Here is a 24,441-nt window from a genome sequence, read left to right on the forward strand (position 1 = left end):
CACCACTGCGGCCCAGCATGGGGCAGAAGCAGAAAAGCAGCCTGGCTCAGGCTGGCGCCGTCTCCAGCAGTTCCTGGCGCACCAGACGCATCATCAGGTCGTCAAAGCTGTAAAAACCATTCTGGCACTCGGCCAGCTGGGTCAGCGCAAACACCGCACCAGTGCCAAAGGCACGCCGCTCAATCGAGTTGTGGATCAGGCGCACGGTCTGGTGTGGAAAACCAAAAATCACCTCGTGGTGGCCGATGATGCCACCCAGGCGCAGCGAGGTGATCCGCTCATCCTCCACCTGCAGGCTTTGTGCGATCTTGCGCGCTGTGCCAGAGACTTCGGGCTTCTCGCGAAAGTGCTGCTCCAGGATCTCGACATCGGCAAACGGTGCAATCCGGCGCAGCAGCTTGGCCGCCAGAATCAGGAAGTTGATGCCTAAGGTGATGTTGGGGGAGCACATCACCCGCGTGTCGCGCCCCAGATCACGCGCATAGTCCAGATCCGCCGGGCTGTAGGCCGAAATCGCACTGACCAGCATGATCTGGCGCTGGCGTAGCGCCTCGCCATAGGCATGCAGGCTCTCGGCCTGTGAGAAATCCACCAGCGCATCCACCGGGTGGGTATCGAGCCAAGCTGCCCAGTCCGACGCACCCAGCCCCACCAGCGGGATGTTGGTCTCGGGCACCGTCTGCTCGGCGGCGCTGGGCGACCTGCGCACCACCCAGGCCAACTCGAAGCCTGGGGCCTTGTGCAGCACCTGCGCCACCGCCTGCCCCGCCTTGCCGTAACCCACCAAACCAACTTTCATGCTGTTGACCTCCTGTATTGTTATGTCTTGTGGCGCCAGCATTCACGCGCCGAGACCCAATATAACAAACTACATTTGCATCAATGTATCATCCCCCCATGCACTGTGATGATATGCCGCGCTGCGCCCACTGCGGCTCAAATACCCCCTACCCATGAACCTGGACGAACGCAGTTCCACTCTGCTGGACGCTTTGCGCAGCGACCTGTCCAACTGGCAACTCTGGGCCTCACGGGCGGTGGTGATTGGTTTTGCCGCATTGGCTGGCCTGACCGTGGTGGCGCTGACCTGGCTGACCGAACGCGCCTTTGGGCTGTTTGAGCAGTTACACAGTGTGGTGGCCTGGGCCCCGTTGTTGTGGACGCCGCTGTGCACCGCCGCCATCGTCTGGGTGATGCGCCGGTACGCCATGGGTGCGTCGGGCTCGGGCATACCGCAAGTCATGGCTGCGATGGACGGCTCTGTGGCACCCGAGCAGCGCCATCTGTTTGTGTCGCTGAAACTGACCCTGAGCAAAATGGCCCTGACCAGCTGCGGCCTGCTGGGGGGTTTGTCGCTCGGGCGCGAAGGCCCCAGCGTGCAGATTGCCGCAGGTGTCATGCACCACGCCCGGCGTTACCTGCCTGCCAATGCCCCGGTGTCGCACAACGGCCTGCTGATGGCCGGTGGCGCTGCGGGCATTGCGGCGGCCTTCAACACACCGCTGGGCGGCATCATGTTTGCCATTGAGGAGTTGTCGCGCCGCCCAGAGCAGCGCAACACCGGCTTGCTGCTGGCCGCCATTGTGCTCAGCGGCTTGATGGCCGTCTCCATTTATGGCAACGCCACCTACTTTGGGGTGATCCGGGTGGACCAACTGAGCCTGGCGCTGATCTGGCCAGGCCTGCTGGTGGCACTGGCCTGCGGTCTGGCCGGTGGGCTGTTTGCCCGGGTGCTGTTGCTGTCGGTGCGTGGCAGCTCGGCCGACTGGTTCAGCCGCTGGCGGCAACGTTCACCGGTGGCTTTTGCCGCAGCCTGCGGTCTGGTGGTGGCGGTGATCGGTCTGGTCAGCCATGACAGCACCTTTGGCACCGGCTACCACCACAGCCGCGCCCTGCTCGAAGGCAGCGGTGAAGTCACGCCGCTCTACACCTTGCTGAAATTCCTGGCCACCTGGATCACCGCCTGGTCGGGTGTTCCTGGCGGCATCTTTGCACCGGCCTTGTCGATTGGCGGCTCTCTGGGCAACGACGTGGCCCAACTCACCCACTATGCCAACGCGCCCACCTTGATCGCGCTGGGCATGGCGGGTTTTCTGGCGGCGGTCACCCAGGCGCCGCTCACCGCCTTCATCATCGTCATGGAGATGGTGGACGGCCATGCCCTGGTGCTGAGCCTGATGGCCACCGCGCTGGTGGCCAGTGGTGTGTCGCGCCTGCTGTCAGCACCGCTGTACCAGGCCATGGCCCAGCTGCAGCTGCAACGCCTGCCCAAGAACGAACCACCGACCTGAGCCGAAGCCCCACAGCAACTGGCCCAAAAAAAGGAGCCCCGCAGGGCTCCAAACTCGTCTGTACTTCCGCTGACTGCCACCGGAATTACCTGCAAAGTATATTTGCACAAATTTATTTTGCGACTAGGGTAAACCCTTGACTTACAACAAGCCCGTGCATTCACGGTGTGCTGGGCGGCACCTGGGCCAGTGTGGGCCTGTCCTGCGGCTCGGGCAGGGGCAGTGTTTTGTCCATCCAGAGCCGCAGATCACGCCACATCTTGGCCATCTCGTCGCCGCTGGGTGTGCGCAAGGCGTTGGGCAACTCCACCGTGACCACCGGAACGCCGCGCTGCACCCCGCTGTAGTTGCCCAGGGAACCCGGGAACACGCCCACCTGGTCGAGGTACAAGCGGCCCAAACGCGTGGGCGGCAACACCGGGCCGTCAAAGTCCAGCACCCCATAGGGCGCGTGGATGCTGACGATCAGCTGCGGGTCAAAGCGGCCGATCTCGTCAAACAGGTACCTGGCCTCGGGCTCACTCAAGGGGTGGGGACCGGGCCAGCGGCGCGGGTCCTTGCGGGTGCGCTGCTCCCAATAGACCTTGGTTTCTCGCTGCCAGTTGGGGGTAGGGAAGTTGCGGTTCAGGTCCACCCCGTGGGCGTTCATGCGCCAGGGTGTGCGCCGCGCCAAACCGTCCGGGTTGAGCACCGGGATGAAGCGCCAGTGGGTCTGCGCCGGCGCCGCTTGCGCCATCTGCAACCAGTGCAACGCCACCGACGCGGCCGACAACTCGTCACCATGCATGGTGGCCACCACCAGCACCCGCCGCTGCGCCTCTGGCGGGATCAGATCTCGCACCAGGATGGCCCGCCCCTGCACACTGCGTGCGCCACTGGGCTGCAGCTGGGCGGCTTGGCACAGGGCCGATGGCACATTCGGTAATTTGGTATAAAAATCGGTGCAAGCCCTTGCAGAATAAGGGCCTACAGCTATTAAAAACGCAACACCCAGGGTGTATGGCTTCAAACGGATCAACATGGCAAGGATTCTAAGAAAGCTTTTTGACGGGTCGATAAGCCCGCCAAACACGCCAGAGCGCCGTTTTCGGGTAGATTCAGCGCGATGTTTTCAAGTTCACACCGCGCCCAGGCGCAAGCACCCGGCTTCTCCAGCACCGAATTTCGCACCGCCCTGGGCATGTTTGCCACCGGGGTGACCATCGTCACCGCCCGCACGCCGGCGGGGGCCTTGGTCGGGCTGACCGCCAACTCGTTCAACTCAGTCTCGCTGACACCCCCGCTGGTGTTGTGGAGTCTGTCTCAAGCCGCCAGCTCAATGGCGGCATTTACCCAGGGTTCCCACTACGCCATCAACATCCTGGCGGCTGACCAGCAAGCGCTGGCGCTGCGTTTTGCCTCGCGCAGCGCCGACCGTTTTGCCGACCTGGAGTTCACCGAAGGCCACAACGGCGCCCCGTTGATCAGTGGCAGCGTGGCCAGTTTTGAGTGTTTCAACCGCAGCCGTTATGCCGAAGGTGACCACGTGATTTTTGTCGGCGAGGTGGAGCACTGCAGTTGCCGCGCCGGTGCCTCACCGCTGCTCTACCACGGTGGCAAGTTTTACACAGAGCACCCTCTTTACTATTGATAACAGAGTGACCAGCCCTTACTCAGCAAGGGCTAGAGGCCGATTTTTCTTGAAACCCACGGCACCAGTGTGCCTGTGTAAAGCGGTCTGAACCGAAGCTTGACCGGAGCCCCACATGCAGTTCCTGAAGCTCTCCGAACTCATGGCTGCACTCAGCCACGCGCTGGACATCACCGAGGGCCAGCCTGAGGGCCACTGCGTGCGCTGCTGCTGGATCGGCATGCACATCGGCCAGAAAATTGGCCTGGACAACGACGCACTCTGGACGCTCTACTACACCCTGCTGCTCAAGGACCTGGGTTGCTCCAGCAACGCGGCACGCATCTGCGAGCTCTACGTCACCAACGACCTGCAGTTCAAACGCGACTTCAAATGGGTGGACGGCAGCCTACCCCAGGTGCTGCGTTTTGTACTGCGCCACACCGGACCCGCCGCTGGCCTGCGTGAGCGGCTCAAGGCGCTGGGTGGCATCCTGAGCCACGGCGACGAGATCGCCCAGGAGCTGATCCAGACCCGCTGCACCCGCGGTGCCGATATCGCGCGCCAGCTGCGCTTTCCCGAAGCGGTGTCGGCTGGCATCCACGCGCTGGACGAACACTGGGATGGCCGTGGCCGTCCCGACAAGTTGGTGGGCCAGGCCATCCCGCTGCAGGCCCGGATTGCCTTGCTGGCCCAGGTGATTGATGTGCACCACGGCGCCCAAGGCCGCCACAGCGCACTGGCTGAGGTCAAGGCACGCTCTGGCAGCTGGTTTGACCCGGCGCTGGTGGCCGCTTTTGAGGCTGTGGCGCAGACCGACAGCTTCTGGCAGATGCTGGCGGCCCCGGCAGCCCAGGTGGAGCAGGCGGTGTACGCACTGGAACCCGGTGGCCATGAGGTCAGCATCACCGAAGACTATCTGGACGACATTGCTGAAGCTTTTGGCCAGGTGGTCGATGCCAAAAGCCCGTTCACCGCCGGCCACAGCGCCCGCGTGGCCCTGTACACCGCATTGCTGGCGGAGTCGATGGAGGTGCCCGAGGCGCGTCGGCGTTGGCTCAAGCGTGGCGCGCTGTTACACGACGTGGGCAAGCTCGGTGTGAGCAACCGCATCCTGGACAAACCCGGCAAGCTCGATGCGGTCGAGTGGCAGGCGGTGCAGCGGCATGCCAGCTACACCGAAGCCATCCTGAGCCGGGTGCGCATTTTTGACGAACTCGCACGTGTGTCGGCCGCGCACCACGAACGTCTGGACGGCCAGGGTTACCCGCGCGGCCTGATGGCCCAGGACATCACGCTGGAGACCCGCATCATCACCACCGCCGACATTTTTGACGCCATCACCGCCGAGCGCCCCTACCGTGCTGCGGTGCCCCTGGACAAAACATTGGACATCATGAAAGACGCCGTAGGAACGGCGATTGATGCTACATGTTTTGAAAATCTGCAGCGAATCACCCGACAAAACCCAGAACTTTTCCCGCCCTGAAAAAGCGTTGTTTTGACGTTTGACCAGGCCTCAAAACATCTGTCAAAAATCAGAGCACAAGCGTAAACTCATGGCTCATAACATCCTTTTACGAGCCATTTATGAGCGCCAAATCCTCTGCAAACATCCGTGCCGTGGCCCTGGTGGGTCACGGGTCTGTGGGCAAAACGACCTTGGTGGAAAGCCTGCTGGCGGCCACCGGCGCCATCACCAGCCGCGGCGCGGTGGAAAAAGGCAACACCGTCTGTGACTTTGACCCGATTGAAAAACAGCTCGGCCACTCCTTGCAGTCGGCCCTGGTGAGCCTGAGCAGCGACAACACCCACATCCACCTGCTTGACACCCCCGGCTACCCCGACTTTGCCGGGCAGGCCATCAGCGCACTGGCCGCGGCTGACACCGCGCTGATTGTCATCAGCGCGCAAACCGGCATCGAACTCACCACCGAGCGCATGTTCACCCTGGCCGGGGAGCGTGGCCTGTGCCGCATGATCCTGATCAACAAGATCGATGCCGACAACATCGACCTGGGCGCGCTGGTGGAGAACATCCGCGAACGTTTTGGCAAACAGTGCCTGCTGCTGGACCTGCCCACGCATCACGCGCAAGAGGTGGTTGAATTGTTGGGCCACGACGACGGAGAGAGTGACTTTGCCAGCGTGGCCTCCGCCCACCGTGCGCTGATCGACCAGCTGATCGAAGAAGACGACGCACTGATGGCGCGTTACCTCGAAGACGGTGCCGACCCTAGCCCGCAGGAGTTGCATGCGCCGTTTGAGAAAGCGTTGCGCGCCGGGCACCTGATCCCGATCCTATTTGTCTCGGCCAAAACCGGCGCCGGTGTGCCGCAGCTGCTGGACGCCCTGGTCAAGCTGGCACCTAGTCCGTTGGAGGGCAACCCGCCACCCTTCTACAAAGGTGAGCCCGGGGCCGTGCCGACCGCTTTTGCCGCGCAGCCCGACCCCAGCCTGCATGTGCTGGCCCATGTGTTCAAAGTGGTGATGGACCCGTTCATCGGCAAGGTCTGTGTGTTCCGCGTGCACCAGGGCACGGTGCGCAAGGACAGCCAGCTGTTCGCCGGGTCGAGCAAACGCCCGTTCAAGGTCAACCACCTGTACCAGCTGCAGGGCAAGGAGTATGTCGAGGTGGACGCCCTGGTGCCGGGTGACATCGGTGCCGTGGCCAAGGTCGACGAGATCAGCTTTGACAGCGTGTTGCACGACTCCCACGACGAGGACCACATCCACCTGCAGCCGCTGGCCTTTCCGCAGCCGATGCAGGGCCTGGCGGTGCAGACCCAGCGCAAGGGCGACGAGCAACGCCTGTTCGAGATCCTGCACAAGCTGGAGATGGAAGACCCCTGCTTCACCGTGGAGCGCCACCCGGGCACCAACGAGACCGTGATCCGTGGCCTGGGCGACATGCATCTGCGCGCCAAGATGCTGCGCATGCAGCAGCAGTTCAAGCTTGAACTCAGCACCAGCGAACCACAAATCGCTTACCGAGAAACCATTCTGGGCCAGGCCGAAGGCCACTGCCGCCACAAGAAACAAAGTGGCGGCGCCGGCCAGTTTGGCGAGGTGATGTTACGCGTGGCACCGCTGGCGCGCGGCGCCGGTTTCGAGTTTGAGGACGTGGTCAAGGGCGGCGCGATTCCGGGCGTGTTCATGGCGGCAGTGGAAAAAGGTGTGTTGCAGGCGCTGGCCGAGGGCGCAGTGGCAGGGTTCCCGGTGCACGACCTGCGGGTCACGGTGTATGACGGCAAAACCCACGCAGTGGACGGCAAGGAGGTGGCCTTTGTGGCCGCTGCCCGCAAGGCCACGCTCGAAGCGGTGCGTGCGGCCCAGCCCGTGGTGCTGGAGCCGGTGGTGAGCATCGAAGTGGTGGCGCCCGAGTCCAGCATTGGTGATTTGACCGGCGATCTGGCCAGCAAACGTGGCCACATCACCGGCACCCAGCCGCGCCCGATGGGCACCGTGGCCATCAGTGGCCAGATGCCGCTGGCCGAATTGGGTGACTACCAGAGCCGATTGAAGTCACTCACCGGCGGCCAGGGGTCGTACAGTCTGGCCTTTTCCCACTACGCCCAGGTCCATGAAGAAATGCAGGCCAAGCTGGCAAGCCAATTCAAACCCGGCAACCTGACCGAGGATTGATGACATTTGTCAGGCCACAGGTTAGCGCAAGCCACTAAGATCGCGTCGACCTTTTCACCACACCTTGCTGCCGTGCCACACCACACCCTTCTCATCTACTCCACCGTTGACGGCCACACCCGGCATATCTGTGAACGCATGAAATTTGTTTTGACGGCGCTGGGGCAACAGGTCAGCCTGGTGCCGCTGGACCAGGCCGAGTCGCTGGATCTGGCGTCGTTCGAGCGCATTGTCATCGGCGCCAGCATCCGCTACGGCAAACACCGCCCGCAGGTGGCCCAGTTCATCAGCAAACACCAGCCGCTGCTGGAGCGCAAGGCCAGCGCGCTGTTCAGCGTCAACGTGGTGGCGCGCAAGCCCGAGAAAAACCAGCCGCACACCAACCCGTACATGGTCAAACTGCTGCGGCAACTGAGCTGGAAGCCGCAACTGGCGGCTGTGTTTGCCGGGCGGCTCAACTACCCTGCGCTTGGTTTTGTGGACAAACAGATGATCCGTTTCATCATGCTCATCACCAAAGGCCCGACCGACGCCACCCAGGCCTTTGAGTTCACCGACTGGGCGCAGGTGGAAGCCTTTGCCCACCAGGTGTGTGCCCTGCCGCTGCCGTCCCAGGCCTGAGCGCCATGTGCCCGCACCGTGCGCTGAGCCTGCTGTTGGTGAGTGCGCTGCTGGCTGGGTGTGCGTCGATGTCGGAGTCCGAATGCCAGGTGGCCGACTGGGGCCGTGTGGGGCTCAACGACGGCGCGCGGGGTGAGCCCGAGCGCAGATTGGCGGATTACACCGAAGACTGTGGAAAAACCGGGGTGGTGCCCAATGCGCTGGCGTACCGTCAGGGCTGGGACGCCGGTATCAAACGTTTTTGCACGGCGGCCAACGGTTGGCAACAAGGGCTGCAAGGCCGCGCCGACAAAGCACAGGTGTGTGCGACACAACCCGGCGCAGAGGCTTTTACGCGTTATTTGAACGCGGGTCTGCAGGTGCACCAGACCCAGGAACGCATGCGCCAGAACACTCAGGAAATCCAGCGCCTGCACAAGAAGCTGGAGTCTGCGGCCAGTGACGACGAGAAGCGCCGCATCCGGCGCAGCCTGCAAGACATTGACCAGGACCAGTTCAGGCTGCGCATGTACTTGGGCCAGCAGCAGATGCTGGCGCCCTGAGTTGCCACAGGCTGCTGCGTCTTCTATAGCTATCAGCCCTTATCAAATAAGGGCTACAGACTGATTTGATGCCTGATTTAGCAGATTACTGCTTGATGGCTTCGACCTGCACCACCAGGTGCACGTTTTTCGGGAAACCCCAGTCGATGCCGTAGTTCATGCCGTACTGGGTGCGGTCCAGCGTGCCTTCAAAGTCGCCGCCACAGACTTCGCGTTTGAGCATCGGGTTCTCGTAGCAATTGAAGTTGGTGGCCTTCAGGGTCAGCGGGTTGGTCTTGCCCAGCAGCGTGAGCGTGCCGGTGACTTCAGCCACCTTGTCGCCGTTGAAGACAAACTTGTCGGCGGCAAACTTCATGGTCGGAAATTTTTCCACATCAAACAACTCGGCACTTTGCAGGTGTTTGTTGAACATGGCAAAACCGGTGCTGATCGAGCTGGTGTCCACCACGATCTCGACCTTGCCGGTCTTGGCGGCGCGGTCCAGCTCCACGCTGCCTTCCTTCTTGTCAAAACGGCCCCGGTTGGTCGAGGTGCCAAAGTGGCCGATCTCAAACGTCACATAGGTGTGGGTTGGGTCAATGGCGTAGCTGGCAGCCTGGGCAGACACGGTGCTGGCGAGCAAAACAACGGCGGCAGCGGCGGGGATGAGGGGCAAACGCATGGGTAAAAACTCCTGGAGGGTTGAAGGGAAAAAGACAAAAATGTTTACAGCTTGCCCACGCCGCTGAGCGCCAGCTTGAACTTGACCTGAACGTCGTCGGCCACCATCGAGGTGTCGGCCCAATCACCTTCACCAATCTTGAAGGCCAGGCGCTTGATCGGCACCACACCAGTGGCCACGGTCACCGCGCCCGTTTGTGTCATGGTCAAAGGCACCAGCACCTCACGCACCTGGCCTTTGATGCTGAGTTGGCCAGCCAGCTCGTACTTGCCAGCACCTAGGGCCTTGAAAGCGCTCGACGTGAACGTGGCCTGGGGGAACTTCGGTGTGTTGAACCAGGGCAGCGTGGGCAGGGCGCTGTCGGCCTCGACATTGCCCATGGTGGCGCTGCCCATGTCGACGGTGAACGACACCTTGCTGGCCGCCAGCTTGGCCGCGTCAAAACTGACCTGGGCATCAAAACGTTTGAACTGGCCGCTGACCGGCACCCCCATTTGTTTGGCCACAAAGCTGAGTTCACTTTGCGCGGGCAAGAGTTTTTGCTGGGCCGCCGCTGGCAGGGCAACACTGGCCACCAGCAAGGTGGCCAAAACAGGAAGCAGGGTCTTGGTGTTCATAAGAGGATCAAAAAAGGAATAGGAAATAACTCGACCAGGCCCAGGGATCAGCCCCGACCCGGCAACATGCGCAACATCAGGCCATCGCGGTCCAGCCAATGGTGTTTCAGGGCGGCACCGATGTGCAGTGCTGCCAGCACAATCAGCGCCCAAGCCGACAGGCCGTGCAAGGGTTTGATCAGTTCAGCCAAGGCCTTGTCGGGGCCGACAAAGTCTGGCAGCGGCAACACACCAAACAACACAATTGGGTAACCTGCGGCCGAGCTGTAAGCCCAGCCCAGCAAAGGCACGACCAAAAACAGGGCGTACATCAGATGGTGGGTGGCGTGGTAGGCCTGCATCTGCCAGCCGGGCATGGCCAGCGTGACGGTCTGTGGCAGCGCGGGTGGACGGTGTGTGACACGCCACACCACACGCAGGACCGTGAGCAACAGGAAACACACACCGGCCCATTTGTGCCAGTTGTAGAGTTTCATGCGGGTGGGTGAAAAGGGCAGATCAGCCATGTACAGGCCCATCCCAAACATGGCCAAAATGACCAAGGCCAACAGCCAGTGCAGGGTCATGGCCACCGAGCTGTAACGGGGCTGGCCTATCAGGCCGGTAGAAGAAGATGAGGAACGGGTCAAAACTATTCTCCGAGGAAGGTCAACAAGCTTGGGGCCTGCGCTGAATCGCAGTTTAGAAGTCACTCAGTGCAAAAAAGTTCAACGAAATTGTTTACTGCATTCATTTATTTTGACTAGGCCCGACTGGGTGACCGATACTGGCGGGGTGATGACGTGCAAACTTGCTTTTATAAAAGAAGACCAGATGACCAGGGATGTTGATGTCATGAAATACCCACATGCCTGAAACCAAAACAACGCCCGACCCCGTCCCCCTCATGACGGATCAGAAACGACTCGCACTGCTGGAGGCGGTGTTTGAGGAAACCCCCGACGTCATCCTGCTCAAAGACGCCAAAGGCAATTTTTTGTTGTGCAACAGAACGCTGGCGCGCCTGTACAACACCACCCCCGAAGCCATGGTCGGCAAACACGACGGCGACTTTGGTGTGCCCAAAGAGCTGGCCGATGGTTACCGCGCCAATGTGCTGGCGATCATGGCGCGCGGTGAAACCGAGGTGGTGCTGGAAGACAGTCGCAATGCGGTCACCGGTGAAATCCGCCACTTCAAGTCGATCAAACGCCCGTTCAAGGATGCCGAGGGCAACAAGCAGATTCTGGTGATTGCCCACGACATCACCGACCTGGTGCGGGCGCAGCAACAGGTGGCGCAAAGTGAACAACGCCTGCAAGAGGTGCTGGCCGCCACGCGTGAAGGCATCTGGGACTGGCATGTGGCCAGTGGCCGTGTGGTGCACAACCAGCAATGGTTTCGCATCCTGGGGTTTGCACACGGCGAACTCACCGGCCACGTCGATGTGTTTTCAGCCCGCCTACACCCCGAGGACAAGGCGCTGGTGTGGCAAAGGCTGCGCCAATTGCTCAGTGGCAGCGAAGAGTTTTACCGCTCTGAGCACCGCATGGTTCGCAAAGATGGCACCGTGATCTGGGTACTGGACCGCGGTCGCGTGGCCGAGTACGACGCCCACGGCGCACCGGTGCGGGTGGTGGGCGCTTATGTAGACATCAGCGACCGCAAACGTCATGAGGTGGAATTACGCCAGGCGCTGGAACAGGCCAAGTCTCGGTCGGGCGATTGATGGATGGCGCTGCTTGCAGCGCCTGGTGAATGTCGGGGCGGTTGACGAACCCAAGTCACCCCATGCGTACCTGCGTCAGGTCTTTTTGCTGGCCTTGACGGCTTTCACCGCCTTGGGTGCCGTCGGCGGCAGGTAGTTGGCGCTCGTCACCACTGACTTGCCGGTTTGGCTTTCCAACTGCTGCCGGGCCTGGGCGGCGATGTGACCACCACTTTTAGCCGCAGACTTGTTGTCTGCCAAACCAGTGGCCTCAACACTCTGCGCAATCTGGCGGGTGGACAGCTCGGCCAACGCGGTAAAAATCAGCTCAGCCTCGCTCATGTGGTCGCGCAGGTTGTGGCTGGTGAGGTCCTTCATGTCCTTGTGCTGCGCCACACTCACACCCGCCCATTCCTGGTGAATGATGTTGGTGAGGATGGCAAACTCGCTGCCCTTTTTGATGTCGTGCGCGCTCCAGTAGTCAGTGAGCTTGTTGCGAGTTTCCTGCCCGGTCATGCGCTGGGCAATCCACTTGTCGCTGCGGCCATGTTGCTGCCAGGTCTGGCGGGCGCGGTCTAACGACAGGGCCGGGTCGGCCATCTCTTGCATGCGCTCATAACCCACCTTGGCCAGCCAGAGTTTGATCGGCTCGGCTTTGGGGCTCGGGATGGATTGGACGATGCGCAACAAGCTTTCTGCGGTGGCGCAATCGGTGAGCCTCTGTTTACCGTCCGCCGCAGGCAATTTCAACTGTCGACAAACTGTCGACAGTTCAGCGCCGTCCTCCGACTTCACGCGAAGTTTCATCTTGAACCAGTAGTCGCGGGCGTTTTCGCTATCCGTCAACACCTGCACCACATCAATCACCGAAAACCACCAGGTTTCCGTTGTTTCGTCATACACGCGGCGGATGGCTTGGCCGTCGAACTCGGTGGGCAGGATGTTCATGGTGCTGTCCTTTCAGGGCTCTCACGTTGAGCAATGTCTGGATGCTACACCAGATAACTGTATTTAAATACAGTTACTTCGCTTCAAATCACACACCTCTGCAGTGCAGCAAACCACGGACCAGCACACTAGAACAAAGCCGCATTGACCTTGAGTTGCTCGGGTCCGAACCGGTAAATGGTCATGATGTCGACACTCTGGGCACCCAGATTGCGGTAGAACTGGATGCTGGGCTCGTTCCAGTCCAGGCAGGCCCATTCCAGCCGCTGGCAGCCGCGCGCCAGCGCCAGCTTGGCCATGAAAGTCATCATGATCTTGCCCAGTCCTTTGCCGCGCATGGACTCACTCACCAGAAAACCGTCGATATACAGGCCAGACTGGCCGATGAACGCCGATGAGGTTTGGCAAAAATAGGCAAACCCCACGGTTTTGCCGTCGTAATCCCCCAAAATCGCTTCCCCCTTGCCCTGAGTCAAAAGCTGGCGCAGGCCGACTTCGGTGGCGACGATCTTGTCGCGCATTTTCTGAAAAGTGCCCAGCTGGTGCATGAAGTCCAGCAGCAGACCCGCATCGTCGGGGGTGGCAAACCGCAGCGCAAACCGGGGGTCTTTGGTGGCCATGGTGTTCATGGGCGTGAAGTGTGACATGGTTTGAAAACCTGGTTAAACCACGCCACGGCCACGCAAGGCGGCCATCTGCGTCGCGTCCGGACCCAACTCTGCCAGCACCTCGTCGGTGTGTTCACTCAAGCAAGGCGGCGGGCGGTGCAGCACGGGTGGCGTGGCCGTCAGCCGTAAGGGGCTGGCCCCAGCTCAACGGTCTTTGCCTGCAGGATGTAGCTGGCAACGGCATCCGCAGACATCGGCCGCGCAAAGTGGTAGCCCTGTGCCTCGTCGCAACCGAAGACGCGCAGCTGGTGCAGCATGTCGGCGTTTTCAACGCCTTCGGCGATGGTGCGCAGATTCAGGCTGCGGGCCATCTGGATGATGGCCCGCACGATGGCGGCGTCATCGGGGTCCGAGCCCAAATCGCGCACAAAGGACTGGTCGATCTTGAGCTTGTCTATGTCAAAACGCTTCAAGTACGACAGACTGGAATAACCGGTGCCGAAATCGTCGATAGACAGCTTCACACCCAGTAGCTTCAAGCGCTTGACACAGTCCAGCACGCCCTCCACGTTCTGGATCAGGATCGACTCGGTCAGCTCCAGTTCCAGCAGCGCGGGGTTCATCCGGCTTTCTTCCAGCGCATGGATCACCGACTGCTCCACGCTACCGCGTTTGAACTGCACGGCAGAGAGGTTCACCGCCATGCACAGTTCAGGCAGTCCGTCGCGCTGCCAAGCCATGGCCTGGCGGCAGGCCTCACGCAAGACCCAATCGCCAATCGGAATGATCAAGCCACTCTCTTCGGACACCGGGATGAAGCGCGCAGGCGACACCATGCCTAGCTGGGGGTGGTTCCACCGGATCAGTGCCTCGACCCCAACGATGGCACCGCTGGTCAGATCGATCTGGGGCTGGTAATGCAAAACGAATTCGTTGCGCTCCAGCGCGCGCCGAAGACCATTGCGGATGAACTGGTGCTCGATCGCCTCCACGTCCATCGCGTCATCAAAGTAACGGTAGGTATTGCGCCCATCGCCCTTGGCTTTGTACATGGCCATGTCGGCCTTCTTGAGCAAGCTCTCAAAACTCGTACCGTCCTCGGGAAAGATGGTCACGCCCATGGACACCGAAGTCGAGATTTCATGGCCGTCGGCCAAAAAGGGCAGCTGCATCTGCTCCATGAGCTTGGTCAGAACGGGCGCGGCATCGTCCGCCTGGACCAGGTCGGTCAACAAAATAAGGAACTCATCGCCACCCAGTCGGCTGATGGTGTCGGTCTCGCGCATGCAGGCGCTCAGGCGGGTAGCGATCTGCTGAAGCAGCGCGTCGCCGCTATCGTGGCCCAGCGTGTCGTTGATGCTCTTGAAGTTGTCCAGATCCAGAAACAGCAGCATCACGCGCCAATTTGTGCGGTTCGCTTGGGCCTTGGCCTGCTCGAAGCGGTCTTGCAGCAGCAAGCGGTTGGGCAGGCCGGTCAATGCATCGTGGAAGGCCTGGAACTGGATCTGCTGCTCGGCAAGCTTGCGCTCGGTAATGTCGGCCACAAGGAACAGGTGGGCATCGAGCGTCCCATCCGTCGTGAACAAGGGCGCGGTGGACAGACTGATGTGGATGACGGAGCCGTCACGGCGCTGCCGTACCAGCTCAATCTGGTTGAGCGATTCCCCATTGCGCAACCTGCAAGCAATGTGTTCGTACTCCTGCTGCTTGTCCTTCGGGATGAAGAACACCTTGTGGCCGATAGCCTCTTCGGCGCTCCAGCCAAACATCCTCTGAGCAGCCGGATTCCAGCTGCTCACAATATAGTTGAGATCGCTGGTGTAGATGGCCAGCGGCGAGTTCTTCACCATCGACTCCAGCCGATCATTGCTGGCTTTGAGCTCGGCGCCAGAGCGCTTGATCTCTTTGCGCATCTGATTGACGGCGTTCGCCACATGGTCCAGCGCGTCGGGGCGCCAGCGACCGCCTTCCCGACGGTTGAGCTGCAACGGCTGCTCGCTGGACACATTCCTTGAAAACTGCCGCAGATAGCCGGCAATATGTTCCAGGTGTTGCCCCACCAAAACCTGGAAGATCAGCAGAACAAAGGCGGTGACCAGAAAGGTCTTGATGGCATTGCTCACCAGCATGACGATGAATTTGGACCACAGCCGCGACACCACGTTGTCCACACTGGCCACCACGTGCAGCTCGCCAATCGTCATGCGCTCGCCAGCGTTGAGGCGACTCAAGGGGAAGACGGTTTCAATCTGGCGCTTGGAGGTCTGTGAGCCTGCCGACCACTGGGTCTTGCCGTTGGAGACGATGCCCACGTACTCGATATCGCCCAGGTTCATCAGGCCATTGAGGTGGTTCTGGATTTGGGTGGGCTCCAGTACCCAGACGCTTTCCACCAGGGTGGGCAGATACACCTTGCGGATCGACTCCACCCGCTCATGGATACCGCGTATGTCCACCCGATAGTCCAGGTAGAGCTCGACTGCGGTGATGACGGTGGTCACGGCGGAACTGAACAAGATCACGGCCAACATGATCCTGCGCGCGATCCCGTTGTTGCGAATCAACGCCTTGTTGAGGAAATTCAACTTAAGAACGTCGGCAAGTGTCATCAGCTCTCCTGTTGTTGGGGGTTGCAGCAACAATGCTCTTATCGTTCTTATTCTCGCCATGGACTATGAGACCGTGACTACGGTCAAGTACCTGAGCGATCTGGAAAACCCGGTCCGCATGCGCCTCCTCGCACATGCTGGCGTCCCTCTTTCACAGTGTAAGTGCCGCACGTAAAACTGCAGGGTAAAACCAGCCACCGGAATTTAAGCCCCTCTGCAGCGACCAAACAGGGGTATAAATACCAGTGCTCCGTATTCTCTGCCCTGGCCACTTTCACAAACCATACCGCTGAGGAACTCCAGATGACAATCAACAAGAGAGTTCCGTTTTTTCATACATTGAGGCTTTGCTTGTCCGCCGTGCTCGCCATCACCATGGCATCACCTGCTGCGCATGCCGAAGACCTGGTATTGGTCGCCGCCGATAGCCGCCCCACGGCTTACATTGTGGATGGCAAACCGACGGGCATTCTTGTGGACGTGGTGACCGAAGCCTTCCGAAGATCAGGCCACTCCGTCAAAATCCAGTTAATGCCATGGGCGCGTTGCCTGGCAGAAGTGCGTGACGGCAATGTGGATGGCATATTCTCGGTTTTCAGACTGCCTGAGCGAGAAGCTTTTCTTGCCTACACCGACAACCCGGTCATCACGCAAGTCGAGGTCTTTTTTATCCACGCAGATTCGGATATTCGATTGACGGGCAATTTAGCCGACCTGTCGCACCTCAGAGCCGGCATTATTCGCGACACCAGCTACGGCCCGGATATCGACAAACTGGTCAAGAATGGAACCTGGCAGAACATCACCTACACCAGCAGCGTGGACAGCCTCGTCGCCATGCTTGCCGCCAAGAGAATTGATTTTGCGCCCAGCTACCGTGCGGTATTTCTGGATGCCGCAAAACAGGCGGGCACCGTCGGCAAGATCAAGGAATTAAGCCCCGCTGTCAAGTCCATCCCCAGCTACCTGGCTTTCAACAAGAAACGCGAATACACGAAAATCAGCGCCGAATTTGACAAGGCGCTGGCGTCCATGAAGAAGGACAAGTCCTTCGACGCCATCTACGCCAAATACTTGAATTAAGCGCCCATCCCGGTTGAGCCCGCAATCGTCACAGCGAGCGCGGGCAAAGCCGTGCGCGAAGATGCCACATTCGAGGTGTTTGCAAAACGCCTGTCGCACACAAGCCTTGGGGGTGTGATGGTCGCCCTGGCCGCCGAACTGGCCTGCGTTGGCGAGTTCATGCCAGGTCTCGACGTGTCGGAGCCTCGCTATACCACCCCCGCGCTTCTGAGCCGCGCAATCTGCGCGGTATCCAGGCCCAACTCGGCCAGAACCTCATCTGTGTGTTCACCCATAGATGGCGGCGGGCGGTGCAACACGGGCGGCGTGGCAGTCAGGCGCAGTGGGCTGGCCACAGTGTTGATCACGGCTTGATTTGCTTGATTATTTATAGCTTCTTGCCCAGAAACTACTTGGGCTACAGGCTGTTTTAGCACCAAACCCCGCGCTTGCACCTGCGGGTCGGCAAAGGCTTGTGCCATGTCGTTGATGGGGCCGCAGGGCACGGCCTTGTCTTCCAGCAACTGTGTCCATTCCAAGGTGCTGCGGGTGCGGGTGACGGGCAGCATCAGGGCCACCAGGGCTTCCCGGTTTTTGACGCGCAAGGTGTTGCTGCGAAAACGTTCGTCCTGTGCCCACTCGGGTTGACCAGCAGCCTCACAAAAACGTGTGAACTGACCATCGTTGCCAATCGCCAGCAGCATGCTGCCGTCCAGAGTGTCGAAGGTCTGGTACGGCGCCAGACTCGGGTGGGTATTGCCCTGGCGTTGCGGCACTTGGCCAGTGTTCAAAAAGCCAGCGGCCTGGTTGGCCAGCACCGCCATGCCGACATCGAGCAAAGCCATGTCGATGTGCTGGCCCGCACCCGTGGTGTGGCGCGCCTCGACGGCGGCCAGGATGGCGCTGCAGGCGTAGATGCCGGTCAGCACGTCGATCAGCGCCACACCCATGCGCATCGGGCCGCCGCCGGGCTCGCCATCGGCGTGGCCGGTGATGCTCATGAGGCCACTCATGGCCTGGATCATCAGGTCGTACCCGGCGCGCTCGGCATACGGGCCGGTCTGGCCAAAGCCGGTGACCGAGCAGTAGATCAGGCGTGGGTTGATGGCTTTGAGGCTCTCGTAGTCCAGCCCGTAGTGTTGGAGACCGCCCACCTTGAAGTTCTCGACCAGGATGTCGCTTTGCGCCGCCATTCTCCGGATCAGCGCCTGACCTTCCGGCTGGGCCATGTCCAGGGTGATGGCGCGTTTGTTGCGGTTGCAGGCGGTGAAGTAGGTGGCCTCTGTGGTGTCATTGCCGTCGGCATCTTTGAGGAAAGGTGGGCCCCAGTGGCGCGTGTCGTCACCGGCACCGGGGCGCTCGACCTTGATGACATCGGCCCCCAGATCAGCCAGCATTTGGGTGCACCAAGGGCCGGCCAGCACACGCGAGAGGTCCAGAACTTTGAGGTGGCTGAGAGCGGCTTGCTGGGTTGTCATGATTTGCTTCTGTCGTTCGTTTGAAGTCAGGGGGTCAGTCGTTGACGGATCGGTGTTTGTGGCTGGCCACGCGGGCTTGGGCAGGGTGCCTCAACGCGCTGCGCTTTGCGAAGTCGGCCCCCTGCCCAAGCCCGCATGACCCGAATGGCGGATGGGTTCGTCGAGCAGAAAACCAAATGCAGGCTGACAAAACGGTATGGTTTGGCTGACTGCCTTGGTATGGAAAGCTCGCACTCTGCAATACATGCAGCAGCGGGTGGGCTGTGGGGCTCCGCCGACTTCGCAAAGCGCAGCGCGTTGAGGCGGGGGCCCACAGCCCACCCGCTGCCACCGCCGATGCCCGCGTTCTCACGGTCGGGTGTCTGGCAGTTCCCACACCTCCGCACTACTCAGCAAAACGCCTGAATACCCGTCTGCGCCCGCCCCAGAATCAGCGAGTGGATGTCGTGGGTGCCTTCGTAGGTGTTGACCACCTCCAGGTTCACCAAATGCCGCGCCACACCAAACTCGTCGCTGATGCCGTTGCCACCCATCATGTCGCGCGCCAGGCGGGCAATGTCGAGCGCCTTGCCGCACGAGTTGCGCTTCAAGATCGAGGTGATCTCGACCGCTGCCGTGCCCTCGTCCTTCATGCGGCCTAGGCGCAGACAGCCCTGCAGGCCCAGCGCAATCTCTGTCTGCATGTCAGCCAGCTTTTTCTGGATCAGCTGGTTGGCGGCCAGCGGGCGGCCAAACTGCTGGCGGTCCAGGACGTACTGGCGTGAACGCAGCCAGCAATCCTCGGCCGCACCCAAAGCGCCCCAGGCGATGCCGTAGCGGGCGCTGTTGAGGCAAGTGAACGGGCCTTTGAGGCCTTGCACCTCGGGGAAAGCGTTTTCTTCAGGGCAGAAGACACCGTCCATCACGATCTCGCCGGTGATGCTGGCGCGCAGGCCCACCTTGCCGTGGATGGCCGGGGCGCTCAGGCCAGCCGTGCCTTTGTCGAGCACAAAACCGCGGATCGGGCCGACCGTGCCGGACTCGGAAACCTCTTTGGCCCAGACCACAAACACGTCGGCAATCGGGCTGTTGGAAATCCACATCTTGTTGCCGCTAAGCTTGTAACCACCCGGCACCTTGACCGCACGGCTCAGCATGCTGGCAGGGTCGCTGCCGTGGTTGGGCTCGGTCAGGCCAAAACAACCGATCCACTCACCGGTGGCCAGCTTGGGCAGGTATTTTTGGCGCGTGGCTTCGTTGCCAAACTCACAAATCGGCAACATCACGAGTGAACTTTGCACACTCATCATGCTGCGGTAACCACTGTCCACACGCTCGACCTCGCGCGCAATCAGGCCGTAGGACACGTAGTTCAGCGCCGGGCCACCATAAGCCTCGGGGATCGTTGGCCCCAGCAGGCCGAGTTCACCCATCTCGCGGAAGATGGCCGGGTCGGTCTGCTCGTGGCGAAAGGCCTCAATCACACGCGGCTGCAACTTGTCTTGGCAATACGCGGCGGCGGCGTCCTTGACCATGCGTTCGTCATCGGTGAGCTGCTGTTCCAGCAAAAAGGGGTCTTGCCAATGGAAGTTCGCGTGGGCCATGGGTGTCTTTCAGTGGATGGTGAAACAGATGTGCACAAGGCAAAGCACAGAGCTTGGCGACCATGGTAGCGCGCAGCCCGTTGCATCACAAACGATTTGTTGTCATCCAGGTATGCGATTCAATCATGTATGGGTTTGACAAGAGTCACTGTTTTTACCTAGGCGTGTCGGAAAAAAGGCACTATAGCCCTCTATCTATAAAGGTATAGCGCTATATCAAATGAACAGACTCACACCCATCTGCGATGGCTCTTGTGTATATTGCACACATCATGCGCAGAAAAATCCCCTCCCTTCAAGCCTTGGCCTGTTTTGAGGCCGCCGCCCGCCACCAGAGTTACACCCGTGCCGCGCAGGAGCTGGCACTCACCCAAGGTGCGGTGTCGCGCCAGCTGACCGCGCTGGAAGCGTTTGTGGGCGTGGCCCTGTTCAAACGCACCCGCCACGGCGTGAGCCTGACGGAACGTGGCCGCGACTATGCCGCGCAAGTGGCCGTCCGTCTGCAGGCGTTGGAGCAGGACACGCTTGATGTGATGAACCACCAAAGTGGTGCGCTCAACCTGCACCTGGCAGCGGTGCCGACCTTTGCCACCCGCTGGCTGATTCCGCGCCTGCCCGAGCTCAAACGTTATCAGCCTGAACTGACGGTGCATATCGAAACGCGCACCCGCCCCTTCATGTTTGCCGACACCCCGTTTGATGCCGCGCTGTATGCCGGCACGCCGGAGCAGATCGACCAGTGGGCCGGCACCCGAGCCATCCAGCTGCTTGACGAGGTGGTGCTGCCGGTGTGTGCACCCAGCCTGCTGCAAGGTGCAGCCAGTCTGTCGCCCGAAGCGATTGCGGGCCTGCCGCTCTTGCAACAAAGCACCCGGCCCGACGCTTGGCGGCAGTGGTTCGAGGCGCAGGGTGTGGCCGCACCCCAGGCGCTGTCGGGCGCCCGTTTCGAGCTGTTTTCCATGACCGCCGCCGCTGCAGTGCACGGCATGGGCCTGGCGCTGGTGCCGCAGTTGCTGATTCAGGATGAGCTGGCGCGCGGTGACCTGGTGGTGGCCTGCCAACAGCCGCTGGCCAGCGGGCGTGCTTATGTGCTGGTCTGCCCCGAGCGCGACGACAAAGCACCTGCCTTGCAGCTGTTTGTGGACTGGTTGTTGCAGGCGGTGCGTGCTGGCCCCGTGCTAAGCTGATCACACCTGCTCAACCAATGGAGTGCTTCCCATGCCCGGTCTTCTGCCCAACATCGATCCCGACGGCCTGCTTGAATTCTCGGTGGTCTACACCGACCGCGCCTTGAACCACATGTCCCAGCGCTTTCAGGGCGCCATGCGTGACATCTCCAGCATCCTCAAAGAGGTCTACCACGCCAAGTCGGTCGTGATTGTTCCCGGCAGCGGCAGCTTTGGCATGGAGGCGGTGGCGCGGCAGTTTGCCACCGGCAAAAAGGTGCTGGTGATCCGCAACGGCTGGTTCAGCTACCGCTGGACGCAAATTTTTGACATGGGCCAGATCCCGGCCGCGTCCACTGTGCTCAAGGCCCGGCGCACCAGCGACCACAGCCAGTCACCCTGGATTCCCTGCCCGGTGGACGAGGTGGTGGCCACCATCCAGACGCAGCAGCCCGATGTGGTGTTTGCCCCGCATGTGGAAACCTCGTCGGGCATGTTGTTGCCTGATGATTACCTGCGCCAGGTCAGTGAGGCGGTGCACGCGGTCGGTGGCCTGATGGTGCTGGACTGCGTGGCCTCGGGCACGATCTGGGTTGACATGGAAGCCACCGGCATCGATGTGCTGGTGACCGCACCCCAAAAAGGCTGGAGCGGCTCACCCTGCTGTGCCATGGTGATGCTGAGCCCGCGCGCCCGCACGGCCATTGAGGGCACCACCAGCACCAGCTTTGCCTGCGACCTCAAAAAATGGCTGCAGATGATGGAAGCTTATGACAACGGTGGCCACGCCTACCACGCCACGATGCCCACCGACGCGCTGATCAGCCTGCGTGATGTGATGCAGGAAACCCGTGCCTACGGTTTCGAGAAGGTGCGCGCCGAGCAACTCGCGCTGGGCAGCAAGGTGCGCGCCTTGCTGGAGAGCCGTGGTTTCCCGAGTGTCGCGGCAGATGGCTTCAAGGCGCCCGGTGTGGTGGTCAGTTACACCACCGACCCGGACATCCAGAACAGCAAGAAGTTTCTGGCGCAAGGCCTGCAAACCGCCACCGGTGTGCCGCTGCAGTGTGACGAACCCGCCGACTTCAGAACCTTCCGCATTGGCCTGTTTGGCCTGGACAAGTTGCACAACCCTGACCGCAGTCTGGCACAACTGGCCACCGCATTGGACCAGATGGGCATCCACTGACAAACAAATCTGGCACCCGGTGGGTGCCACAACCCCTTTGGCGAAGGGGTCTTAATTGCCCTGGCAAAGGATGACTTGACAATCATTGCCTAGACAATCATAATCCCGGGCCATGACCACCAAGCCCGCACCCCAAGCCGCCGCGCCCGACGCCACACCAGCGCCCGCTGTGGCGTTTTACAACGCACAGTCTTACGACCCCAACGACAGCGTGGGTTACCTGATGCGCCGCATCCTGAACCTGGTGGGTGAAGGTGTGGAGCGCGAACTCGAACCCACCGGTCTGACCAATGCGCAGTGGATGCCGCTGTTCAAGCTGTACCGTGGCTGCGCCACCACCGTGGCCGAACTGGCGCGTGAATGTGGTCACGATGCGGGCTCGACCACCCGCATGCTGGACCGGTTGGAGATCAAAGGCCTGTGCCAGCGGGTGCGCTCACAGGAAGACCGCCGGGTGGTCCACATCGAGCTCACCCCGGCAGGCATCGCGGCCGCCCAAGACATCCCCGTCACCCTCAGCAAGATCCAGAACGACTACCTGGCCGGTTTCTCGCTGGAGGAATGGCAAACCCTCAAAAGTTACCTGCGCCGCATTCTGGACACCGCCCAGACTTTGCAGGCCGAGAAAGAACCCCATGACAAAAAATAACAAACACCTGTTGGCCGCCACCTTGCTGCTGGGCAGCCTGGCGGGTTGTGCCGACTTCTCCGGCATCACGGCCCAGTCCACATTGCGCAGCGCCACCGACGTTGGGCTGGCCAGCGCAGCCACCAACCCGGCACCTGCGGTGGACGCGCAATGGTGGCGCGCCTTTGGCGACGACACCTTGGATCAACTGGTGGCGCAGGCGCTGCAAGCCAACCCCAGTCTCAAACTGGCCCAAACCCGGATCGCTGCGGCCCAAGCCGCCAGCCAGCTCAGCGACGCCGCACGCCAACCCCAGCTCAATGCACAACTGAACCTGACCCAACAGCTCTACACCGCCAACGGCGCCATTCCCGCACCACTGGCCGGCACCGAGCGTGGCAGCGGCACCGCCCAGCTGGCAGGCAGCTGGGAACTCGACTTTTTTGGCAAGAACCGCGCTGCCTTGCAAGCCGCACTGGGTAACGAGCGCGCCGCCCAGGCCGATGCCCAGGCCGCCCGCGTGTTGCTGGCCGCACAGGTGGCGCAGAGCTACTTTGCCTGGGTGGGCCTGACGGAACAACGTAGCGTGGCCAGCCGCACACTGGCCCAGCGTGAACAGACACTGCAGCTGGTGCAAGACCGCGTCAAGGCTGGGCTGGACACCCCGCTCGACCTGCGCCAAGCCCAGGGCGCCCTGCCCGACGCGCGCCTGCAACTCGAAACGCTGGACGAGCAGATCACCCTGACACGCAACGCGCTGGCGGCGCTGATTGGCACACCAAATCAGTCTATAGCCCTTATACCCAAAGCCTTGTCCGCCATCAAACCCATAGCACTTGGCCGCCAGCTCGACACCAACCTGTTGGGCCAGCGCGCCGATGTGGCCGCCGCCCGCTGGCGGGTGCAAGCGGCGGAGCAGAGTGTGGACAGTGCCCGCGCCCAGTTCTACCCCAACATCAACCTCACCGCCTTTGCCGGGTTCTCCAGCATCGGCTTCGACAAACTGTTCAAGTCGGGCAGCGAGCAGTGGGGTGTTGGCCCGGCGCTGAGCCTGCCGCTGTTTGACAGTGGCCGCCTGCGCGCCAACCTCGGCAGCAAGACCGCCAACCGCGATGCAGCCGTGGAGAGCTACAACAGCGCAGTGATCAACGCGGTGCATGACGCGGCCGACCAACTGGCCTCACGCCAGGCGATCACGCGCCAGCAGGCCGAACAGGCGCAAGCCGCCCAGGCCGCCCAAGACGCTTATGCCGCCGCGCAACAACGTTTTCGCAGTGGTCTGCTCAACGCCCAGCAGGTCTTGAGTGCCGAAACAGCGGTGCTGGCGCAGCGCCGCCAGGCGACCGAGCTGGCCACCCGCGCGCTGCAAAACCAGGTGGCGCTGGCCCGCGCCCTGGGCGGTGGCTTCAGCCCGAGTGCCGATCTGCACAACTAGACACTACTTTTTAGATAGCTATTAGCCCAGTCAATACAAGGGCTATAGCCCATTTTTATTCAAAT

General features: G+C 61.2%; 22 protein-coding genes and 2 pseudogenes. 12 read left to right on the forward strand and 12 right to left on the reverse strand.

The window, feature by feature from the left end:
• Window positions 1–46: 46 nt before the first annotated feature.
• Entirely contained in the window at window positions 47–799 is a 753-nt protein-coding gene (locus FDG13_RS07500; RefSeq protein WP_180126332.1) for a 4-hydroxy-tetrahydrodipicolinate reductase, read from the reverse strand.
• A 154-nt stretch (window positions 800–953) separates the two neighbouring features.
• On the opposite strand from FDG13_RS07500, the gene FDG13_RS07505 reads away from it, so the two are divergent.
• Window positions 954–2,291 carry a chloride channel protein gene (locus FDG13_RS07505; RefSeq protein ID WP_180126334.1) on the forward strand — a complete coding sequence of 446 codons (1,338 nt, stop codon included), beginning with the start codon at window positions 954–956 and terminating at the stop codon, window positions 2,289–2,291.
• Window positions 2,292–2,451: 160 nt separating this feature from the next.
• On the opposite strand, the gene FDG13_RS07510 is transcribed toward FDG13_RS07505, so the two are convergent.
• Window positions 2,452–3,312 carry a M14 family zinc carboxypeptidase gene (locus FDG13_RS07510; RefSeq protein ID WP_180126336.1) on the reverse strand — a complete coding sequence of 287 codons (861 nt, stop codon included), beginning with the start codon at window positions 3,310–3,312 and terminating at the stop codon, window positions 2,452–2,454.
• Between the two features lie 84 nt (window positions 3,313–3,396).
• On the opposite strand from FDG13_RS07510, the gene FDG13_RS07515 reads away from it, so the two are divergent.
• The 5 genes from FDG13_RS07515 (at window position 3,397) to FDG13_RS07535 (ending at window position 8,708) form a co-directional block, all read left to right on the forward strand.
• The gene (locus tag FDG13_RS07515) at window positions 3,397–3,921 is read left to right on the forward strand and encodes a flavin reductase family protein (RefSeq protein WP_180126337.1); all 525 of its coding nucleotides are present in this window, start codon (window positions 3,397–3,399) and stop codon (window positions 3,919–3,921) included.
• Window positions 3,922–4,036: 115 nt separating this feature from the next.
• Window positions 4,037–5,389, forward strand: a complete 1,353-nt coding sequence (locus FDG13_RS07520; RefSeq protein WP_180126339.1) for an HD-GYP domain-containing protein — start codon at window positions 4,037–4,039, stop codon at window positions 5,387–5,389.
• A 101-nt stretch (window positions 5,390–5,490) separates the two neighbouring features.
• Window positions 5,491–7,545 carry an elongation factor G gene (fusA, locus tag FDG13_RS07525; protein ID WP_180126341.1) on the forward strand — a complete coding sequence of 685 codons (2,055 nt, stop codon included), beginning with the start codon at window positions 5,491–5,493 and terminating at the stop codon, window positions 7,543–7,545.
• Window positions 7,546–7,617: 72 nt separating this feature from the next.
• Window positions 7,618–8,166 carry a menaquinone-dependent protoporphyrinogen IX dehydrogenase gene (gene hemG / locus FDG13_RS07530; protein ID WP_180126343.1) on the forward strand — a complete coding sequence of 183 codons (549 nt, stop codon included), beginning with the start codon at window positions 7,618–7,620 and terminating at the stop codon, window positions 8,164–8,166.
• A gap of 5 nt (window positions 8,167–8,171) precedes the next feature.
• Window positions 8,172–8,708: a DUF2799 domain-containing protein gene (locus FDG13_RS07535; protein ID WP_180126345.1), complete on the forward strand. Its 537-nt coding sequence runs from the start codon at window positions 8,172–8,174 to the stop codon at window positions 8,706–8,708.
• Window positions 8,709–8,793: 85 nt separating this feature from the next.
• Here FDG13_RS07535 and FDG13_RS07540 read toward each other — a convergent pair whose 3' ends face one another.
• From FDG13_RS07540 to FDG13_RS07550, 3 genes are read right to left on the reverse strand one after another with little or no spacing between them, the layout of a single operon-like run.
• Window positions 8,794–9,369, reverse strand: coding sequence for a YceI family protein (locus FDG13_RS07540; RefSeq protein ID WP_180126347.1), 576 nt, complete (start codon window positions 9,367–9,369; stop codon window positions 8,794–8,796).
• 44 nt (window positions 9,370–9,413) lie between these two features.
• A complete protein-coding gene (locus tag FDG13_RS07545; protein WP_180126349.1) occupies window positions 9,414–9,986 on the reverse strand; it encodes a YceI family protein in 573 nt (190 codons plus the stop codon).
• A gap of 47 nt (window positions 9,987–10,033) precedes the next feature.
• Window positions 10,034–10,615 (reverse strand): cytochrome b, encoded by a 582-nt coding sequence (locus FDG13_RS07550; protein ID WP_255435151.1) that lies wholly within the window; start codon window positions 10,613–10,615, stop codon window positions 10,034–10,036.
• A gap of 218 nt (window positions 10,616–10,833) precedes the next feature.
• On the opposite strand from FDG13_RS07550, the gene FDG13_RS07555 reads away from it, so the two are divergent.
• A complete protein-coding gene (locus tag FDG13_RS07555) occupies window positions 10,834–11,694 on the forward strand; it encodes a PAS domain S-box protein (RefSeq protein WP_180126351.1) in 861 nt (286 codons plus the stop codon).
• Between the two features lie 75 nt (window positions 11,695–11,769).
• On the opposite strand, the gene FDG13_RS07560 is transcribed toward FDG13_RS07555, so the two are convergent.
• From FDG13_RS07560 to FDG13_RS07570, 4 genes and pseudogenes are all read right to left on the reverse strand, one after another.
• Window positions 11,770–12,621: a Bro-N domain-containing protein gene (locus tag FDG13_RS07560; RefSeq protein ID WP_180126353.1), complete on the reverse strand. Its 852-nt coding sequence runs from the start codon at window positions 12,619–12,621 to the stop codon at window positions 11,770–11,772.
• A 128-nt stretch (window positions 12,622–12,749) separates the two neighbouring features.
• Window positions 12,750–13,268: a GNAT family N-acetyltransferase gene (locus FDG13_RS07565; protein ID WP_255435153.1), complete on the reverse strand. Its 519-nt coding sequence runs from the start codon at window positions 13,266–13,268 to the stop codon at window positions 12,750–12,752.
• Between the two features lie 15 nt (window positions 13,269–13,283).
• A pseudogene (locus FDG13_RS21045) lies at window positions 13,284–13,427 on the reverse strand (CoA transferase); the annotation flags it as partial.
• Window positions 13,409–15,898: an EAL domain-containing protein gene (locus tag FDG13_RS07570; RefSeq protein WP_370528186.1), complete on the reverse strand. Its 2,490-nt coding sequence runs from the start codon at window positions 15,896–15,898 to the stop codon at window positions 13,409–13,411. The gene FDG13_RS07570 and the pseudogene FDG13_RS21045, both read right to left, overlap by 19 nt.
• A 243-nt stretch (window positions 15,899–16,141) precedes the next feature.
• Here FDG13_RS07570 and FDG13_RS07575 point away from each other — a divergent pair, with 243 nt between their 5' ends.
• Window positions 16,142–16,921, forward strand: a complete 780-nt coding sequence (locus FDG13_RS07575) for an ABC transporter substrate-binding protein (RefSeq protein WP_180126357.1) — start codon at window positions 16,142–16,144, stop codon at window positions 16,919–16,921.
• An 18-nt stretch (window positions 16,922–16,939) separates the two neighbouring features.
• Here the strand turns inward: FDG13_RS07575 and FDG13_RS07580 are convergent.
• The 3 genes and pseudogenes from FDG13_RS07580 to FDG13_RS07590 all read right to left on the reverse strand — a co-directional run.
• Window positions 16,940–17,098 (reverse strand): annotated as a pseudogene (locus tag FDG13_RS07580) (IS91 family transposase); the annotation flags it as partial.
• 11 nt (window positions 17,099–17,109) lie between these two features.
• Window positions 17,110–18,378 carry a CaiB/BaiF CoA-transferase family protein gene (locus FDG13_RS07585; RefSeq protein WP_180126359.1) on the reverse strand — a complete coding sequence of 423 codons (1,269 nt, stop codon included), beginning with the start codon at window positions 18,376–18,378 and terminating at the stop codon, window positions 17,110–17,112.
• Window positions 18,379–18,767: 389 nt separating this feature from the next.
• A complete protein-coding gene (locus FDG13_RS07590; RefSeq protein ID WP_180126360.1) occupies window positions 18,768–19,961 on the reverse strand; it encodes an acyl-CoA dehydrogenase in 1,194 nt (397 codons plus the stop codon).
• Between the two features lie 272 nt (window positions 19,962–20,233).
• Here FDG13_RS07590 and FDG13_RS07595 point away from each other — a divergent pair, with 272 nt between their 5' ends.
• From FDG13_RS07595 to FDG13_RS07610, 4 genes are all read left to right on the forward strand, one after another.
• Window positions 20,234–21,148: a LysR family transcriptional regulator gene (locus tag FDG13_RS07595; RefSeq protein ID WP_180126362.1), complete on the forward strand. Its 915-nt coding sequence runs from the start codon at window positions 20,234–20,236 to the stop codon at window positions 21,146–21,148.
• Window positions 21,149–21,179: 31 nt separating this feature from the next.
• Window positions 21,180–22,313 (forward strand): aminotransferase class V-fold PLP-dependent enzyme, encoded by a 1,134-nt coding sequence (locus FDG13_RS07600; RefSeq protein WP_180126364.1) that lies wholly within the window; start codon window positions 21,180–21,182, stop codon window positions 22,311–22,313.
• A 112-nt stretch (window positions 22,314–22,425) separates the two neighbouring features.
• Entirely contained in the window at window positions 22,426–22,962 is a 537-nt protein-coding gene (locus FDG13_RS07605) for a MarR family winged helix-turn-helix transcriptional regulator (RefSeq protein WP_180126367.1), read from the forward strand.
• A complete protein-coding gene (locus tag FDG13_RS07610; RefSeq protein ID WP_180126369.1) occupies window positions 22,949–24,376 on the forward strand; it encodes an efflux transporter outer membrane subunit in 1,428 nt (475 codons plus the stop codon). Before FDG13_RS07605 ends, FDG13_RS07610 begins: the two co-directional genes overlap by 14 nt.
• Window positions 24,377–24,441: the final 65 nt, after the last annotated feature.

The sequence above is a fragment of the Rhodoferax sp. BLA1 genome (assembly GCF_013416775.1).
In the GTDB taxonomy this organism is placed as follows: Bacteria; Pseudomonadota; Gammaproteobacteria; order Burkholderiales; family Burkholderiaceae_C; genus Rhodoferax.

Coding starts and splice junctions, on each gene's coding strand:
- FDG13_RS07585 (WP_180126359.1), bottom strand. CDS start 18,378: ATGACAACCCAGCAAGCCGCTCTCAGCCACCTCAAAGTTCTGGACCTC.
- FDG13_RS07545 (WP_180126349.1), bottom strand. CDS start 9,986: ATGAACACCAAGACCCTGCTTCCTGTTTTGGCCACCTTGCTGGTGGCC.
- FDG13_RS07535 (WP_180126345.1), top strand. CDS start 8,172: ATGTGCCCGCACCGTGCGCTGAGCCTGCTGTTGGTGAGTGCGCTGCTG.
- FDG13_RS07505 (WP_180126334.1), top strand. CDS start 954: ATGAACCTGGACGAACGCAGTTCCACTCTGCTGGACGCTTTGCGCAGC.
- FDG13_RS07540 (WP_180126347.1), bottom strand. CDS start 9,369: ATGCGTTTGCCCCTCATCCCCGCCGCTGCCGCCGTTGTTTTGCTCGCC.
- FDG13_RS07595 (WP_180126362.1), top strand. CDS start 20,234: ATGCGCAGAAAAATCCCCTCCCTTCAAGCCTTGGCCTGTTTTGAGGCC.
- FDG13_RS07570 (WP_370528186.1), bottom strand. CDS start 15,898: ATGGCGAGAATAAGAACGATAAGAGCATTGTTGCTGCAACCCCCAACA.
- FDG13_RS07560 (WP_180126353.1), bottom strand. CDS start 12,621: ATGAACATCCTGCCCACCGAGTTCGACGGCCAAGCCATCCGCCGCGTG.
- FDG13_RS07520 (WP_180126339.1), top strand. CDS start 4,037: ATGCAGTTCCTGAAGCTCTCCGAACTCATGGCTGCACTCAGCCACGCG.
- FDG13_RS07565 (WP_255435153.1), bottom strand. CDS start 13,268: ATGTCACACTTCACGCCCATGAACACCATGGCCACCAAAGACCCCCGG.
- FDG13_RS07605 (WP_180126367.1), top strand. CDS start 22,426: ATGACCACCAAGCCCGCACCCCAAGCCGCCGCGCCCGACGCCACACCA.
- FDG13_RS07600 (WP_180126364.1), top strand. CDS start 21,180: ATGCCCGGTCTTCTGCCCAACATCGATCCCGACGGCCTGCTTGAATTC.
- FDG13_RS07610 (WP_180126369.1), top strand. CDS start 22,949: ATGACAAAAAATAACAAACACCTGTTGGCCGCCACCTTGCTGCTGGGC.
- FDG13_RS07510 (WP_180126336.1), bottom strand. CDS start 3,312: ATGTTGATCCGTTTGAAGCCATACACCCTGGGTGTTGCGTTTTTAATA.
- FDG13_RS07575 (WP_180126357.1), top strand. CDS start 16,142: ATGACAATCAACAAGAGAGTTCCGTTTTTTCATACATTGAGGCTTTGC.
- FDG13_RS07500 (WP_180126332.1), bottom strand. CDS start 799: ATGAAAGTTGGTTTGGTGGGTTACGGCAAGGCGGGGCAGGCGGTGGCG.
- FDG13_RS07515 (WP_180126337.1), top strand. CDS start 3,397: ATGTTTTCAAGTTCACACCGCGCCCAGGCGCAAGCACCCGGCTTCTCC.
- FDG13_RS07590 (WP_180126360.1), bottom strand. CDS start 19,961: ATGGCCCACGCGAACTTCCATTGGCAAGACCCCTTTTTGCTGGAACAG.
- fusA (WP_180126341.1), top strand. CDS start 5,491: ATGAGCGCCAAATCCTCTGCAAACATCCGTGCCGTGGCCCTGGTGGGT.
- FDG13_RS07555 (WP_180126351.1), top strand. CDS start 10,834: ATGCCTGAAACCAAAACAACGCCCGACCCCGTCCCCCTCATGACGGAT.